We start from the raw sequence: 17387 nt of genomic DNA on the forward strand, positions 1-17387 counted from the left end.
ACGCTCAATGGCTTATTCTGTTCAGCCAAGGTTATGGTCAACCTTAGTTGGTTTAAATCTCAAACAAGGATTCTTTTCCGTTCCGCCTATGTTAATCTACGAAATTAGTGCGTAGGCGTACTAAAGTACACCTACGCACAATCCATAAATTATCGGCCAAGGAGAAAAAACCTTCTTTCCTAATTACAAACTCATCGTGTCTTGTCCGTAGTCTCCGGATAGACACAGTTTAATCCTTACACAATACAAAATCGTGCAGGTTGCGGAACGGCAGGATTACCGGCCGTCCCGCATAGGGCCAAGATCAGTTGACCTTGAAAATATAAAACAACTCTACCGACGCGCCCGCAGCAAGGGTGCTGACACTATATGTAACAGTATTGCCGGTTGTAATATTGTAATCATAGCCATCGTCGGCCGCGTTTGAGTCAGTAAGAGTTGTCCCTCCGTAACTGTTTCCCGTCCCGGAGGCGGCCAGTCTGGCAGTCCCGGCCTCGTAGGTGGTGTATGGCGGCTGCGGGTCGGTAATAACCACGGTATTGACAGCACTGCTTCCGCTGTTGGTTACTGTAACGCGATAACAGACATAATCATCCTTCTTAAATTTCACAGAAGTCTGGGTGTCCATCCAGGATCCGTTGCATGAGGTCGTCTTGGCGTCATTTACCTTCTTATCTACGGTAATTTTCGCGATATATACCGTGGTTATGGTCTCGTCTGTCGCGGAGGCAGGCGTTCCTCCTCCATCGGCTGTGGTTGTAACGTAAATCGTCTGATCGGCGGTTGCACCGGCGGCGATCGTACCGGGAGTTACCGTCGTGGTGAAGGTCTTCCGCTCAAAGATTCCGTCACCGGCAGAAGCGGTAACAGCAGTCAGTAAAACAATTGTGGATGTTCCGGTAGCGTTATCGGTAATAGAATCGACGTGGTATTCAGCACCACCGATGACGACAGTATCTTCGTCCTCTATCCCGTTAATCGATGAGTCGGAAGTTCCGTCACTGGGCACGGTAATAGTCGTGCTGCTACTTACAGCTGCTGCCACAGTGGTGGCTCCCAGAGTTACGCTGGCCACTGAGGTCGCAGCGGTAGAACCGGTCGTATTAGTGCCGTCGGTGGTGACAGCCGCGCTCAGCGCATACGTATCAGGACCATTGGCATTGGAAGTTATGGTGTAATTGTAAACTTCGGCTGTGTTGGGATCTGTTGTCCCGTCTCCAGGCGCACTCAGCGTCGCCGTAGCGTAAACTAATTCAACCGTAATATCGACGGTGTCGGTTACGGCGGTCATCGATGTACCCGCGGTGTCTTTGAAATTGACCGTGACCGTGTTGCGGATCACGGTATTGGCCGCTGTGGCGGCCTGCGCTGCCTGCGGCAGGACAAAGGCCAGCAATACCAGCAGAGCAAAGCTACCGGCAAGAGACCTCAGAACTGCCATTCTGATGTTGATAAATGTTGTTTTCATTTTCATTTCTCCTTTGTTAGTTTTGTTTGTTAATTTCTTTCATTTTTTATTATTATTTAATTACATTTCTTGTTTACTGTAATCTTGCCTGTGATTTATCGGTTCATATATGACCTCCTGTTCTCTAATGTTTTTTTGTATATTTTTGACAATTAATTACTGTCATTTTACCCGTACCTTAAAACCGACCTGACCACTGCCGCGGGTCGGAACCACACTGACCGTCCAGCGGATGTTGGTGTATTGATCGGAAGAAGCGATTCTTTTTTCCATCTTGCCGTTGGGCAGTTTGACTTCATAGTTCAGCACGGAAGGCTTCTTGAAGGTTTTACCGCCGTCAATGGAAAAAGTTATATCCGCATCTTTGCCGAAGGCGCTACCGTTAAGATAGACCGTTCCTTTCGGAATCGCATCATCAAGAACCGCGTTGATTGCCGCTTCGTCGCCGGAATTGACGTAATTTATGGTGAAGAAAATTACTTCTCCCGGATTAACCTTGCTGGCGACAACCATTTTTTTCTCTTTGTTTACAGTAATCTCTTTTTCCGCTTTCATGCCGACGGAAATAAGCGGCTTGGCAAATACCTCCACCGATAGCGTGAGCATTAACAGCGCAATTAATAATGGAATAATTTTTTTCATAATATCCTCCTTCTTTTTTATCTTTTTATAAAAGTTTACTTATTTTAGCGTTGACTGACTTATTGACGCTCAATTCATAATGCATATCTAAACTCACCTCTCCTGCGTTCGTTCAGGATCCTGCCGTTAGTTGACCGTCACCTGAAAAGTTATGGTGGCAACTCCGACACTTCCGCTATGCGGCGGTAGAATACCGGTCGCTACGGCCCCTGCAGTACGACTGCCGTTGTCGTCAACCAGCAATCCCGTAATCAGCGGCAAAGCGCTACCGTCTCCTGCCACGGTTATTCCGTTCAATCGGGTGGAGTTGCTCACATAGGTGGTATAGGGCGGCAGGGGATCAGTCGCGATGACGTTGGTGGCTGTTCCGGAACCGGTATTGGTAATTGTTATACTATAGGTTACGGTATCACCCGTCACTACCGATGATTTGTCTGATGATTTAACGACGGTCAGTGCGGGCGGAAGAAGATCGCCGACGGCAAAATATGTTGAGCCGGTATAAGATATTCCCGCATTGGAAGTTATCGTCGAACCAATGCTGTTTCCTCCCCGACTAGTATAGTTACCGGATTGAGCCGACGAACTGGCCACAAGATTCGTACTCCCCAAACCGCTTTCGGTTATTCTTACCGTCGCGCTTATAAAACTGCCGCTTACTAATTGCGCGTACCAGTTGCGCGGATCAACCGACGACATGGTGGCATCTACCGTGTTTGCGCCTGTGCTGGACATGGCAACCCTCACAACGGGCGAAGAACAGTTAATGCTATTGAGTTCAAACGGACGGTAATTGGAATCGTCGCCTACGGGAAAGAAATATGAGCCGCCAGTTACCAAAGACCATTGTAGAGATCCGTTTACATAGCTCGATGAAGAATAACCGGTAACGGCGCTGGAAGAAGTGTTAGTAACCGCAAGGTAATAGCTTGAAGTTGTAGCTACCTTACCGCTGGTTAATGTAAGAATATTACTTACGGTTTCATTCGCGCCAAGTGTAACGCCAGTTGAATTATTTATCGTAAGATTGTTAAATGTGGTGCTGGATGAACCGCCCAGAGCCTGGGCGGATGAGCCGTTGAACGTAACCGTGCTTGAAGCGGGTGTGAATGTCCCGCCAGTGTTTAATGTCCAATTGCCACTGATATTGATCGCGGGTGAATTTGTACATGTATAAGTTCCGGTGGAAGATATTGTAAGATTGCCAATATTGGAGGTACCTCCGCTTTGAGAGAAAGTCCCTGTTCTGGTTCCGTCTCCAACATATAAGGCATCAGTATTCAGCGTACCCGAGCTTAAATTAACAGCCCCGTTATTAGCATCAATTCCTGCTGCAAGACCACCGGTTACGGATAAACTGCCCCCATCAATATATATAGTACCGCCGGCATTTAATAATGCGGCTAGTGCCGTAACATTATATCCATTTGTATGAAATGACACCCCCGTGGAATTGAATCCTGCCCAAAAATTATCGTTTATCTTGAGCGTTCCACTCGCATTAAAAGTTCCGTTTGTTAAAGTTAAAATGCTGAATGCCGAGGAAGAATTCGCTCCCGTTCTGATCGTTTCAGTTCCGGAGCTGTTCATTTGAACATGTGATCTGACAGTATAAGCAAATATTCCATCAACGGCAATGCTGCCACTAACAGTCAATTGTTTTCCGTAAGTATCCCAATTAACGCTGTGCGTAAGAGTACCGTTGGCGGAAACTATAAGATCGTTTGTAACGGTATAATTCGCGTCGGTAGCCTGCAGAATCAGATTTCCCTGTGTTACAGTCAAATCATTTCCAACCGAAAATGCCTTTCCTGCACTTGTACTTGTAACTGTAGTGCTTGCGGCCCCTTTATTGATCGTCAAATTATAAAATGATGTCGCAGCACTGCCGTTGATATTAACCGCATTGCTGCCATTGAACGTGACTGTGCTGGTGCTGGGCGTGAATGTTCCTCCCGTATTTAACGTCCAATCTCCGCTTACAGTTAAGCTGTATGCTCCACCCATAGTTAAAGTAGCGCCATTATTTATCGTAATATTACGACATAATCCACCTGCCGAACCGATAGTCGGTTGATATGTAGTGCCCGAAGAGATAGTGACATCTGTTGTTTCGGTAGGTACGCCGCCGCACCAGTTGCTTGCCGTATTCCAATCCGTGCTCGTGGTACCCAACCAGCTTCCACCCGTACAGCACCCCGGGCTGACGGTCACAATACCTGTGCCACTAAAAAATGTGTCATTTTTGTAGGTAGCAGCGGAGCTGGAAGATCCGTACGTTCCGGCAGGATAGCTAACCCCATTAAGTATTAGACAAGCCGCCGTGCTATTAGTACCGGTTGCCAAGCCGGCATTTACTCCGCTGTTTATAGTTAGTGTTCCGGTAATTGTTTCAGCAGCGGAAAATGTCTTTGTGCCGGAACCGGACAGAGTAAGGTTATTAAACGTACTGGCGCTGCTTCCACCTATTGTCTGCGATCCTCCGTTTAAATTTACCGTGCCCGAACCTGGCGTAAAGGTACCGCCATTATTAGTCCAATTACCTGCGACATTATGTGTGTATGACCCGGAGGTAAATGTGGTTCCGCTTCCTAAAATAACAGAGCCGCCGATTGTTAATCCGGTTACGCCTGAAGTAGTTGCTGTCCCGCTCAGAGTCAAATCACCGCCGATCGCGGTGGTACCTGTTTGCAATGTTTTGGCGCCGCTCCCGCTTAACGTGAGATTGTAGTAATTGTTGTTATGCACAGTTTGCGCCGCGCCGTTATAATTTACAGTGTTACCGTTTGCGGTTGCGGTCAGCGTGGTGATGCCCGAAGTGCCACCGATATTGAGAATACCAGAGGTACCTTGAGTTACTCCGCCAGTTCCCGATAGGGCAGTACTTGCATTAATAGTTCCGTTGTTAGTGAGTGTTGTACCGGTAACAGTAAGCAATGTTGCAGATGTCAATGTTCCGCTATTTGCATATGCCCCTGTGAATGTTGCTGTTGGAATTACAATAGCCGTTGTTCCACTTAAGGTTTTGTTTGTCCCACTAAAAGTATGTGTTCCGGTATTTGCCGTAAAAGTGGTTGCGTTGTTGGTCAGGCTCCCGGCAAAGTTAATCGCCGCAGCGCCGGTTTCATTCCAGACACCACCGGAATTAATTGTTACATCTCCGGTAAAGGTCTTGGTGGCAGTATTGGCAAGGGTTAACGTGCCGGTAACTGAAGTTGCACCGGCAACAGAAAGCGTCCAGGTATTTGTAGAGCCGGTGGAAAAAGTTGCTCCGGAGTTCACAGTCAGATTGTTGTTGATAGTTAAAGCTCTGCTCATCGTCGTGGTATTACTGGCGATGATCAGGTTGTAAAATGAAGTGAATATCGTACTGGGGAGAGTATTGGTTCCGGTGAGTTGAACCGTTCCGGTTCCGGGTGTCCAATTTAATGTCGCTCCTGATGTGTTAAGCGCAAGACCACTGGTGATAAGTGTTCCACCGTTACTCATGTTGAGGGTGGCACTTGATATGATGCAACCCCGTCCAAGTGTTGTTGTACCAGTCACCGTAACTTGAGAACCGCTATTGAAACTCAGTGTTGTGGCGAAACACCACGCTGCGTTTGGACCAACTGAAAGGGTGGAAGCATTATAAGTTCCATCTACGGTTATTGAATACGAGCCCACGATTTCAACAGTGTCAGCGGATGTTGGCACGTGTCCGCATGACCAGTTTCCAGCTGTACTCCAATTGCCGGTCGTATCCGATTGGCACGTCGCCGCGTAAACATTTTCACTCAACGTAAACAGCCAGATAAGCGACACGAAAAGCACGAATATGGAGAATCGTCTACTTATAACATTTCTGCTCTTTTCATGACTTAAGATTCCGCTCTCGACAGGGGATTGAAACAGTTGCCGTTCCTGTAAAGAACAATTTTCAGATTCGTGGTTTTTCGTCATTGGATCACTCCGATTTTGCATTTATCTGTTCCAGCCTCTTAAACTTTTATAATCATTAATTAAATTGATAGTTTAGTGCATTTTTTATACCAAGGCAACTACTATATTTCCCTATTTAAATCTAATTTAAATTAGCAAGTAATATCATAGATATACGTTTGTTAAACGCCTGCGTATCAATACCTCTGGCAATCAATAAAATCGCCAAATGGTTTTTTTACATCATAATATGTAGATTCATCTACAAATACTGTTAGTTGCGGTAAATCATTGAATTTATCGTAAAAGATTTGTTCGGTGGAATATGGGATAAATTAAAAGAAGGATATGGAAATATCTCTTTATTCCGGCACAGTCTCATCCGCCTGTGTTCTCTACAAGATACAAAAAAATCTTAATCGAAATGTTCAATCCAATTGAACGAAAATATGAAGAAGATTCATCTTCCTTTTGCACGGTGCTTAATCAGCGTCGGGAAAAGTAAAAAGAACTGTTCTCTCTGCCTGTTTCTGCGCGGGAGCGTTTTGATCGGCACTGTTTTCCTGATATAAATCCTTCGGTATTACGGTTTTTATTCGCTTATCACCGTCGGTTTCTTTTTGAACACCTTTTTGTGATAGTGGCGTCTGAACAGAAGGTATTGAAATAGAGGTTTTTGAAACAACGCATTGAATTTCTCCCAGATCGGTAATAGTTTCTCCTGCCTCGGTAAATGTAACGGTAAACCCGCATTTGCCGCCCTCATAATCCACAGTGGCGCTATAGGTGCCCGGCAAGATTGTATTTCCACCTGATTTTCTTAGTTTCGCGATAGCGCTGCAACTCTGGTTATTCTGGCTATCGGCAGCATCTGCGTTCGTTTCTGCGGATAGGCTGTTTTCAATATAAAATTCCCCTCCTTTTCCAGTGGGGTACGACAAATTCTTTTCACCTGTTTTCATGGATATTTCTACAAATTCCAGCGGTTCTTTTTTCCCTTCTTTTTGCACAACCAGTGTTCCTGTGAGCGCCCGAACCTGCCGTGCGTCGAAGTAAACGCAGGAACCGCTCCATAACGAAGGCGAGATCGACTTGTTCACGTCGGATATACTGTAATCGATCGGAATATTTTTTGTATCGAGCGTGATCTTGTTTTGGCCGTAGGAAGCAAGTGTCGGCACAACCATTGTACCGGAAGAACTTGCTTTTCCAATCTCCTGACCATTATTGAGCACCGCGGCCCCAGGCACTTCTTTATTAAGCACCACGATGCTGAAACTATCGCTGACCGGCCGCGAGAAACCAAAAAATCCTCCGGTATACACAAGCGATCCGGCGGCTGAAAAATTATACGATTCGGTAGTTGTACCGGCGGTGTTCTGCATGGTGGCATCAACAGAATAGATGCCGTATTTGGCATTATACTGAACATAGGGATTGAACGCGGTTGTTGTATTTGTCGCAGTTTCGGAACGATTGAGGGAAGCACGATAGCCGACACCTTCCCCGACGGGTACGTCTTTTTGTATTTGCAGAGTTTCCGAATTAACGTCGCCGCTGCCGGCGCTTGCTTGTGCGGAACCCCGAATACCCTTACCCAGATCAAAGTTGAGACCGACATAACAACTGTAAGTTGTATTCTTCGTTGTATCGGTGGTTGTATGGGTAACCGAACCGGTCGCAAAGAGGCTGATTGATTTGTAGAGCGTTCGGGAATAGTTTAGAGAAATGACGCGCGTATCAACACCCTTGAACGTTGCGGACTCCGCGTAATTGACAGAAAAACTCCCCAGAGGATTCAGCAGTAAACCCGCTCCCACGTTCATTTCCAGTTGATTGCTGTCAGCCGTTTGCAGGGGATTGCCGACGGTCGCGTAGTCCCGGGAATATCCACGCAACAGAGCATTCGTGTTGAAACTGCCGAGCTGATAGGAATGCTGGAGTGATACTGCTCCTCCCAAATCGTTGCCGCTTGCGGAACTTCCGGCAAGAGACATAGTCAACTGGCCCAACTGGGGAATGGCAAATGCCGCGTATAGTCCGCCGTTATAGACACCATCAGAATCTTCTGTCCGCACTCCGATATTAAAGTTATTAGTTACGCCGTAGCGATGGAACGCGGAAAAGGCGGCGTTGCCATAATCATCGCTTGCGATTCCATAATTGTTCCGCATTAAACCAACATGATAACTGTACTCGTGCAGACCCTGCCGCAGCATTTGAGCACTAAAATACGCCAGATAGGAAATTTTCTGCACATTGCCAAAGGGATCTTTAAGCAAGACTTCAACATTATGGGAACCGGAGGATGAGTAAATATTTTTTAAATCGAACGACCCGGGCGTAATGGTCTGTTTCCCTATCAGTATGCCGTCCAGATAGATTTCTGCCTGAGTAGGAAAAATGACCGATCCCCTTAGGTCCATAACCGGCTGGGTTATGAAATAGGGGTCAAGCCTGTAAACCTTCGAAAAACCGATGCCTCCCATGTTGACGGTACTGCCCAGATCTCCGGAGTTGGCATACTGATCTCCCATTACTAACCACTGGAGATCACCCCGGCGCTCGTAGGTGGCGCTGCTCTGAAGCCGCGCGAAATTATCGCCGGTTGGTGTTTTCGTATAGACGGAATCGGAAGTAAGAAAAACGTCCCCGGTCCTGAAGCCCACTTTGTTTGTAACCGCAAAGGACTTAAACCCGTCGGTGTTCGTATAAATATAGTTCAGCCCGTAATTGACAAAGGCGCTCGTCTCCTGCGGATAATAGATATTCTTGGCCGCCGCCCGAAGTGAAAAAAGATCGGCGGCAGTTTTTCCGGATTCCGTGGTTTTGCCGATGATCGCAACGGTTAGTTTGTTCTCATCGAAAGTGTAAGTAACGTCGAGCAGAGCGCTCAGAGGAACGTACTGCTCGTCCCCGCGTATGATGTTGATCCGATCTTCGGCGTATTGCAGTTTCAGGGTTTTTAAATCTTCCACCCGGATGAACAACTTTTGCTCATTGTCGAGTTCGACAAAGAAATCTCCCTTTGATTCCGTGTTAACAATGACATTCACAACTATCTGAGTTGTGTCTTTCTGTGAGGCAGGAACAGCCGCGCCATTTTTGGGCTTCTCCTTATCGGATGTGGCTGTTGTTGAAACAGTAGTTTGATCAACATTTTTTTCATCCGCCGGAAATGCGGAATTAGTAAAAAAGGAAATAAATAAGATTATCGCAAGGATAAAAAAAAATAAACCTTCGTTCAACGCATTCGAAGGAAGTGTCCCCCGCCGGCGGGGGATCAAGGAGTATGCGCTTTGCGTGTCCCCCGCTGGCGGGGATAGGGGGTGGACGTTAATGTCGCCGTAATTCTCACCCAATTTATGAGTGCAAAGTCCTTTATCCACCTTCGTCACTGCGCGACACCTCCGCCAGCGGAGGATACGCAAAGATTATTGTGCGCACATGTTTTTCTGAACATTCAGTGTCCCGTTGATATTGCTGCTTTCTGTTTGAGCGCTCACCTCGATCGTCGCCAGTTGTCCACATATCTCTTTCGGGACGGCCGCTTCGTACGGAATTGACAGGCCGTTGAGGATATACCAGCCGGCAACTTCCTTGGTGTACATTTCCTTTCCGGCAGCGGTTTTTCCGCCGAACTTAACGGTGCGCAATTTAATATGAACATTTCCTGTGTTTTTAACAATCGCCTTCACCGCGCCGTTGGACATTTCGATCTTTTCTAAGACATAGCTCTCCTGTGGCTGTAGAGGCTTAACGAATATCGGCATCGCGAACCGAAACGCTATCGTGAGCCCTGCCTTTATGTTCTTATTAGCCTCCACGTCAGTTGTCTTTTTCGATGTGGGAATCTCTTCAACGAAAAGGCGATAAGTCTTTTCCTTGGCGGAGGGTGGGGTCTTGAGGCCTATTCTGACTGCCCGCTGCGAGTTCGCTTCCACGCTCATGATCTTTGGGTGAAAAACTATTTCCTTCGTGTCCCCATACACATCCTTGCCTTTTTCGTCCTGATTCCACTCTTTAACCGATACTTGAAAATCAACTTTGTCGCCGCCGTTATTGATTACGGAGAAAACGCCGCTCTTTACATTGCGGCCCAAGTCCATAGTCGTCGGCTGTACCTGAAAATTAGCGAAGGCAGGAGAAATGAATATGGCCACAAACAACAAACTGGCAACCAATCCTACGCATTTATTTATTGATGCCTTAAACCCGCGAAAAATGTTCTTCATGCCTTATCTCCATTTCTTAATTGAAATTTTTTATTCTTCACTATTAAAGTTGTATACCAAAAAACCGCTTAATAGCTAATCGTTAATGTTATCGTGTCACTATACGTGCCCGCCGGCGCGTCGTTAAGGGCTCCGGCAGGAATAGAAGGTGTCAGCGCTAAATTACCAGTTCCACTACCACCTATGCTAATCGTATCGCCCTTACCGGTAATGGGGGTCGTATAGATAATATTATAAGCGATATAATCGCTTGTGCCATGTAAAAGCCTGTACCCCGTACCCATATTTGTTCCGCCATTAGCACCGGCAGCTGTAACAGCATACGTGTTCCCGGCAGCAGTACAATAAATGACCGGTTTGGTTGTTACAAGTGCTTCCGAGGCTGCAACTCCTCCGGCATTTGCAACTGCGTTAAGAGTGCCGAAATCTATCACTCCGTTACCACCCGTATGGCATCCCCTTGCGGAATTGACCGTGAGACTGTAAGTGGCGGAGGCTTGCGATCCGTTGACATCCGTCACTGTAACCGTAAAACTAAAAGGTCCTGAAACCTGCGGTATTCCTGTAATCGTAATTGAGGTGCCCGAAGTGCTGCTCAGGTTAAGCCCGGGGGGAAGATTCGTGGCTGTCCAAGAGTACGGGGTCGTCCCTCTGTCCGCTGTCAAAACAGCAGATGTTGTATATGATTGATACTGAGTCGCATTAGTAGAGAATGTGCCGCTCGTGAGCGTAAGGCGAATGGCACGATTGATCACAAGGGTGTACGCGCAGGTCGGATCGATGCCGGCCTCGTAATGTCTTATCGAAAGGTTGTAAGTACCCTGTGAGTTTCCAGCCAGCGAACCCGACAGATCAACTGAATTAATATAGTTATTATGTAAACTCAGGCCGTTCGGATACCAGCAAAACAAACAGTACCAACCTGGGGTTTGATTCCCGTTGGTACCAGTAAAGGTGTACAAATAGGGTCTCCCCACTGTACCTTGCGGGAGCGTTCCCGGGCACGTAATTGCAGCATAAGCAGTGCTGATCAGCCCTGTCAGCAATAATGAAATAATAATATATCCTGCTTTCAGATTCTTACGCTTCATCAAATGAATGCCTTAATAAAAAACGCAGCCTTCTGCAATCATCCTTTTTCAGGCAAACAGGCTGCGTCAACAAATTAAAGAGTTGCCGTTTTTCAAACTAATACGAAAGAGTCAATGTAACCATGTCCGAATAGTCGGTATGGGCAATAGCGGCCTGTGCGTCTGCCGCCGGAACCTTTATGCTGATACCCATAGCCCGCGCGGTAGTGTATCCCGCACCCGTAAAATGGCCCGTGCCTCCGGTGTCGCCGGCGCACATAAAGGTGTACGCGATTGCGTCTGCCGGCCAACTTATGGATCTGAGCGCCATTCCGCTGACACCACCGGATGTGCAGGTCTGATTAACGGCGGTTCCGTTGGCGCTGGACACATTAACCGTAAAGACTACGCCGTTGGTGCACTTCACCAATTCATCGGCAGTCGGTGAAAAGTTCTGATCCGCCGCCGACTGTGAATCAATAGTTAGCGGATTCGGGAACGAGCCATGCTGGGCCTCCATGCACGATGCTCCTATCTGCGCACTCACCGTCACGGTCGTACTTGCAAATCCCGAAGGAGTTGCCGCAAACGCACCTGTTGTTATGCTAATGGCAGCAAATGCTGCCACTAGCCATAATATCTTCTTCAAGGACGATCACCACTCGTTTGATTAAATTCCCGTTAACAATTGGCCATAAATTAATAGGAAAGCGTTAACACTAAAGTGTCTGAATAGTTTCCTGCTATAACGCCTTCAGCAGCTGAATGAGTAACGGTGCCTGTAAGACTTAATAATCCGGTACCCTTGGCACCTATATTAGTACCAGCCGCTCCATCGCCTGTCAGCGGTGTATTATAGTCGATAGAGTACGGTAGTTTTGTTGTCGTGCCACCATCCATAAATAGATTTTTTCCTGACCCACCATTCAGCCCTCCATCGTTGGTAATCGCAACGCTGGTACCTTTAGTACATTGAATCGAGATTCCTCCGGCAGCATCAACAGTTACGTCCACCCCGTCTGCATTGACCGTTCCGAACGGTAATGTCCCGCCATGAACATTACAAATCGATGTAACAGTAGCTGTTGCGTTCACGCTAACAGTTGCTTGCGCCGCAAACGCTCCACTTACCATGGCAATAACCATCATCATCGCCGCCAATAGTACTAAATACTTTTTCATAATTTTCTCCTTTTGTTTGAGTAAATATTATTTTTAATAAATCAAAGTTTTTACAATAATTTAGTCCTGCAGGGTAAACCAAGCACAGGGATTTCCCGACAGGGTGGATGCTTTGAGCTTCATTCATCCTAAAACTTCATACTTTTTTGTTACAAATTTTGGCGTTCTGAGAACGTACCGGACTGCACAGAAAACGTACTGGATTAGACAATTGGCACTCGTGTAGTAAAAAAGATCAACTTTGTCAAGCAAAAAGAAGAAGTGTTCATGATGGTTTTTATCAATATTTTTAATTATTTATGTGAAATTAATTTCACTTTTATTATAGATACAATCAAAGGCTAAAAAATGGCATCAATTAAAGATGAAAATGTTCTCTTATTTAAAGCTGATATTATGTCAGGTAGGTTTGAAGTGTTTTATAACTCTTAAAATCAGCATCAACGAAGGCGGCTCCGACATGAATGCCGTCTTCTTCATCAAACACTCTATTGGACTCACAGGTCAACTTTATGGGCTTGTTCTCAACAGGCAAATTGAAAACAACCTCAAATCTTGAGTTTTGCTCATCAATACGGATATGTTGCTTGAAATCCTTGGGAATTAAAATTCTTACACCGCCAAGAGAAATATTTGTGATGGTTACTATTCCCATTTTTTCAAGCTCCGGTTGATTAATCACGGCTGAAACAAAAAGATCCTTTCTCGGATAATGACGTTTTTCTTTTTCAACACTTGGAAATGCTTTCCTCTCTTTCAGGTAACTGTTCAGGACATTTTCAATCGTTGAAGATAATGACCGCCTGTCTTCTTTTGCAACTCGAGCCAGGGCTTTATGCAAAGCCTTGCTGGCACGAAAACATATGAGGCTTTCTTTTTTCATGATTTATTGCTTTCCTTATATAGCGCGTGCACGTTTATACCATACAAAATTACTATATTTAACACGAAGTCGAATTTGATTTGGGGCGGTTGTTGCCTTTTTGTATGTCACTACTACTCCACAGGGTTTACGGAAATGGAAAGAGGCCACGCATAAGTTCCCGCCTGCGAAGACTCGTCAAAAACAAAACGATAGTTTAACGCTACTACGGACGTGCCAACGATTTGACGAGTGATAATCCCGCCGTTGGGCCCGAGCGCAACTTCCCTGCCAAAACCATTCACTAGCGCTTCTTTAAAAGGCAATCCGTGAGTTTCGAAGGTCATATTAACTCCCGCCCTGCTGTTATTTTTGATTTCCAGAAGAGAACCAACATTTACATCGAGATATCCTCTTTTTATATCGGCATCGGTTACAACGATTTCCGCCTGTTGTCTTAGCACATGCACGCTGGCCCGCGCCAGAACTCTCGCGGTCACCGATATCTGCGTACTCATCACCTGCTTAGATGACTGCGCGGCAATCGCTGCACTAATAGGCGCAAGAGACAGGGCCGCGATCAACGCCGCCGCAACAAGCTTTTCCTGTATCCTGAGGCCATGATCGATATGGCGCTGTTTGGCATAGCCGGCTTCAACCAGCACTTCGCCGATTTTCTTTCCGCTTTCGCTTTCGTGCTGACGTTTCAGTCCGTCTTCAAGCTGTTCATGTGTGATGTATCCGGCGGAAATAAGCAGTTCTCCCAGCATCAGACAGGAAGGAATCTTTCTTTCGCCCAGCCGGGATTGAAAGGACAAAGTGACATCTAGTTGACGCTTATCGAGGAAACCAAGGCGCACTAAAATCTCGCCCAGTTTTTCGCCTGATTTTTTCTGTTCATCAAGCGCAGTATCGAGCTGATTCTGCGTGATGCAGAAAGCCTTCAACAGCAGTTCACCCAACAAGTGACGAATGCCGGCGGCCGCCATAATCGCTTCTTTGACCGTCGAAAAATCACGCTGAATCCACAGTACAGCATAAAGCTCAGCTTTATCCAACGCGCCAAGATCAACCAGGATATCACCCAAGAGCTTATTTGTGCGCATTTGCTCCGCAAGAGCGGCATCAAGAGCTTCAGGCTCTATAAACGCGCCATCCAGCAGAATACGTCCCAGCGGACGCTTGACAGGCAGAGAATAACGGATATTTTCCTGCAATTTCTGCTTTTCTACACCTTTGTACTTTTTTGTAACCACCACATCGCCCCCTTTGGCTGCGATTAGTTCTGTATATCTTTACTTCTTTTTTCGATGCCATGATAAAACTACACTTTCAGTTTGTCAAGCATATTTTTTATAGTGTATCAATTTGTATAACAATTATCGTTTAATATCATGAATTACATAACATGTTGATTTACATTATGAATACATTAAATTTCTAGAACTTAACATTAAGAGTAAAAAAGATATTTTTTTATAAATGAAGTAAACTGTATTACATTTCGATACAATATCGATAAAGAAATCAATTACCATTAATCCATTTTGCTGCATCTTGAACCGAGTTTTGGTCAAACTTTACGCGGAAACGGACAAACGATCTTCAGACTGTAAAGTCCGCTTGGAAAAAGTCCTTATCATTACAACCAGTAAAATTGTAGCCAAGGATAATTTCTTAAAAGACGTGCAAATTAGACTTCCTTTTTTCATCCAAGAAGTGTATAAGTCTGAACGTTTGCACTATTTTTAGGGTACAGGACACTGTAATAAGAAGCCTGTAGCGCACAAATCAGAAGATTTAAATTACTTTCTTTGGGAAGAATAAAAGATTACATGTCGATTAACTATTTTATTGTATACAACCCCCTTACCTATAACTTGATGGATCTTTTGTCTGCCGATTCTATTACTCCCATTGATGTCATATCCTATCTCACGGGTAAAAACGCGCATGAAATGACGTCTGAAAATTTTCTCGACTTTGTTGATTTTCAGCCGGAAAAACAGCGTGCGACCATGGTTGACGCTCTGGCTATTGAAATGTATGCCGGTGTATATATTCATAATCAATTGGCAAGGCTGGCTAAAGACCATCTAATTGTAATGGTGGATGACAAAAGGAGATATTTTGCTCAGGTAATAAAAGAAAAAAATTGTTTACCGCGAGCCGTCTTTATTTCCGCCATGAGCTCCAGCTTTCCTGCCGCCGCCTCCATTGCTATCGCACTGAATCACGCTAAAATACCGGTTGTTATAGGTGGAATACATGTGTCCACAATGCCAGAAGATGCGGATACATTTATTAGAAAATACTCGCCCCACCCGGAATTGATTTCAATTGTGAAAGGGGCCGGAGACTCAACCGTTATCACATCTATTCTAGATGATCTGAAAAATAATTCTCTAAAAAGCGAATACTCCGGATACAATCTGATTGAAAACGGTGTCTGGGGAAATTTTCAGAATCTTGAGCCTTTAGAACCTCTAAAAATAAATCTCTTAAACAGGCTGCCGTTTATAAAACACTCGCCATTGAAGGATTTTAGGATTAATCCTGTAGCTCCATCCACGGGATGTTTGTTTTCCTGTAAGTTTTGCTCAATTTCAACCCTGCCGGAAAAACAAAAAGCAGTTCAATTTCGTGATCCGGATGATTTCGTGGCAGAATTGCGTTACTATCAAAAAGAAACCGTTAATTTTAAAAACCGATATTATTTTTTTACACCGGACAATTTGTTTCCCAGCAGAAACAGTCTTATTCCTTTTTTAGAAAAAATCATAGAAAGTGATCTGCGCATCAATTATGCAGTCCAGATATCCATTGAAGTTGCGGATGATGAAGAGCTGCTTGATTTGATTCGGGCTTCCGGAGGTACTCATTTCTTTGTAGGGTTTGAATCTCTTGATATGCGCAACTTGAAGCATATCAATAAGCACATCGTCGGAAATATAGAAAAAAGTGGAATGACAGTTTCAGAATACTATGAATCCAAAATAAAGAAGATTCATGCGCATGGCATCTCCATACACGCTTCTTTTATAGTGGGACTGCCCTATGACTATTATAAATCCAAAACCGATAATACCGCTGTAGATATAACAAAATTCTGTATAAAGAACAGGATTGGCGCTCAGCCAAGTACAATAGTAGATCTTCCTGGTTCTGTGTTTTTTAATGAAAGTCAGGAAAATAACCAGTTCATCTATGGAAAGAAAGGCACGATGGATTATTTCCTGTCTTTATCCATTGCCGACCTTGCCGAAACGAACAAGATACCGCCCGACTCCCTCTACAACAGCCCCCTGGTCATCGCGTCAATGGTTTTTTATATATCAAGTAAAGTGGGCTCACCTCTAAGAGCAGTAATAAATTCTACAATAATTTTTATCAGGTCTTTTGTTCATCCTACGAAAAACGGAAAAGGATTCCATATCTGGCAGCGTTTTATTGATTCCCTGTGCTCCGCAGTTTCCCAGACCGCTGTTGCCCTTTACAAAGAACAGGGTGATTCTTTAGTGCAATCAAAACATGGTGTCAGGGGAATCATGGAGAGGCTTTATGACGCGGAAAAAAATCCTGAAGTAAGAAAATTGTTTAAAGACTACATACACCAATTTACTGAATAAGAAAAAGACAAGATACACCGCATAGTCTCATCAAGAGAAATGTTCCCAGGCATTTTAAAAATGTATTAATTTCAACAACTTTATTAACTGAATGTTAACCGTAATCTCTAAAAACCTGATAATTTCAATTTTCACTCTAAAAACAATCAATTCTCACTAATCAAAAAGCTATCGCAGTTGATCAATCATTGTTGATTTTTTTCATAATATCTCTTGACTTTAGTAGTTGTTTTACTTAAAATATAAGTGAAAGCTTGATAAAGGCAAACCGTTCTGAAAAGACGGGACGCAAAGTTACTGACCTAAGTCTTAATTGTAAGATAGGGTGGCAGAACAGCCGGGCGACTCTAATAAGTAGTCCTGCATATCTGCGGAATA

At 44.9% G+C, this 17387-nt stretch carries 11 protein-coding genes and 1 riboswitch; of the genes, 1 reads left to right on the forward strand and 10 read right to left on the reverse strand.

Annotation, left to right across the window (positions count from 1 at the left end; all coding sequences use genetic code 11):
* Positions 1-304: 304 nt before the first annotated feature.
* From CVU62_06640 to CVU62_06685, 10 genes are all read right to left on the reverse strand, one after another.
* Positions 305-1468 carry a hypothetical protein gene (locus tag CVU62_06640; protein PKN38507.1) on the reverse strand — a complete coding sequence of 388 codons (1164 nt, stop codon included), beginning with the start codon at positions 1466-1468 and terminating at the stop codon, positions 305-307.
* A gap of 162 nt (positions 1469-1630) precedes the next feature.
* Positions 1631-2110, reverse strand: coding sequence for a hypothetical protein (locus tag CVU62_06645; GenBank protein ID PKN38508.1), 480 nt, complete (start codon positions 2108-2110; stop codon positions 1631-1633).
* A gap of 126 nt (positions 2111-2236) precedes the next feature.
* Positions 2237-6073: a hypothetical protein gene (locus CVU62_06650; protein ID PKN38509.1), complete on the reverse strand. Its 3837-nt coding sequence runs from the start codon at positions 6071-6073 to the stop codon at positions 2237-2239.
* 440 nt (positions 6074-6513) lie between these two features.
* Positions 6514-9462 carry a hypothetical protein gene (locus CVU62_06655; protein PKN38510.1) on the reverse strand — a complete coding sequence of 983 codons (2949 nt, stop codon included), beginning with the start codon at positions 9460-9462 and terminating at the stop codon, positions 6514-6516.
* Positions 9463-9465: 3 nt separating this feature from the next.
* Positions 9466-10266 (reverse strand): hypothetical protein, encoded by an 801-nt coding sequence (locus CVU62_06660; GenBank protein PKN38511.1) that lies wholly within the window; start codon positions 10264-10266, stop codon positions 9466-9468.
* A 68-nt stretch (positions 10267-10334) separates the two neighbouring features.
* A complete protein-coding gene (locus CVU62_06665) occupies positions 10335-11357 on the reverse strand; it encodes a hypothetical protein (GenBank protein PKN38512.1) in 1023 nt (340 codons plus the stop codon).
* 97 nt (positions 11358-11454) lie between these two features.
* Positions 11455-11856, reverse strand: coding sequence for a hypothetical protein (locus CVU62_06670; GenBank protein ID PKN38513.1), 402 nt, complete (start codon positions 11854-11856; stop codon positions 11455-11457).
* A gap of 179 nt (positions 11857-12035) precedes the next feature.
* Positions 12036-12518, reverse strand: coding sequence for a hypothetical protein (locus CVU62_06675; GenBank protein PKN38514.1), 483 nt, complete (start codon positions 12516-12518; stop codon positions 12036-12038).
* Positions 12519-12912: 394 nt separating this feature from the next.
* Entirely contained in the window at positions 12913-13401 is a 489-nt protein-coding gene (locus CVU62_06680) for a hypothetical protein (GenBank protein ID PKN38515.1), read from the reverse strand.
* A gap of 113 nt (positions 13402-13514) precedes the next feature.
* Positions 13515-14636 (reverse strand): hypothetical protein, encoded by a 1122-nt coding sequence (locus CVU62_06685; protein PKN38516.1) that lies wholly within the window; start codon positions 14634-14636, stop codon positions 13515-13517.
* Between the two features lie 579 nt (positions 14637-15215).
* Between CVU62_06685 and CVU62_06690 the strand changes: the two genes are divergently transcribed.
* Positions 15216-17009, forward strand: coding sequence for a hypothetical protein (locus CVU62_06690; GenBank protein PKN38517.1), 1794 nt, complete (start codon positions 15216-15218; stop codon positions 17007-17009).
* A gap of 252 nt (positions 17010-17261) precedes the next feature.
* Positions 17262-17351, forward strand: a riboswitch (cyclic di-GMP riboswitch).
* Positions 17352-17387 lie beyond the last annotated feature (36 nt).

It is taken from the genome of Deltaproteobacteria bacterium HGW-Deltaproteobacteria-2 (assembly GCA_002840505.1).
Classification (GTDB): Bacteria; Desulfobacterota; Syntrophia; order Syntrophales; family Smithellaceae; genus Smithella.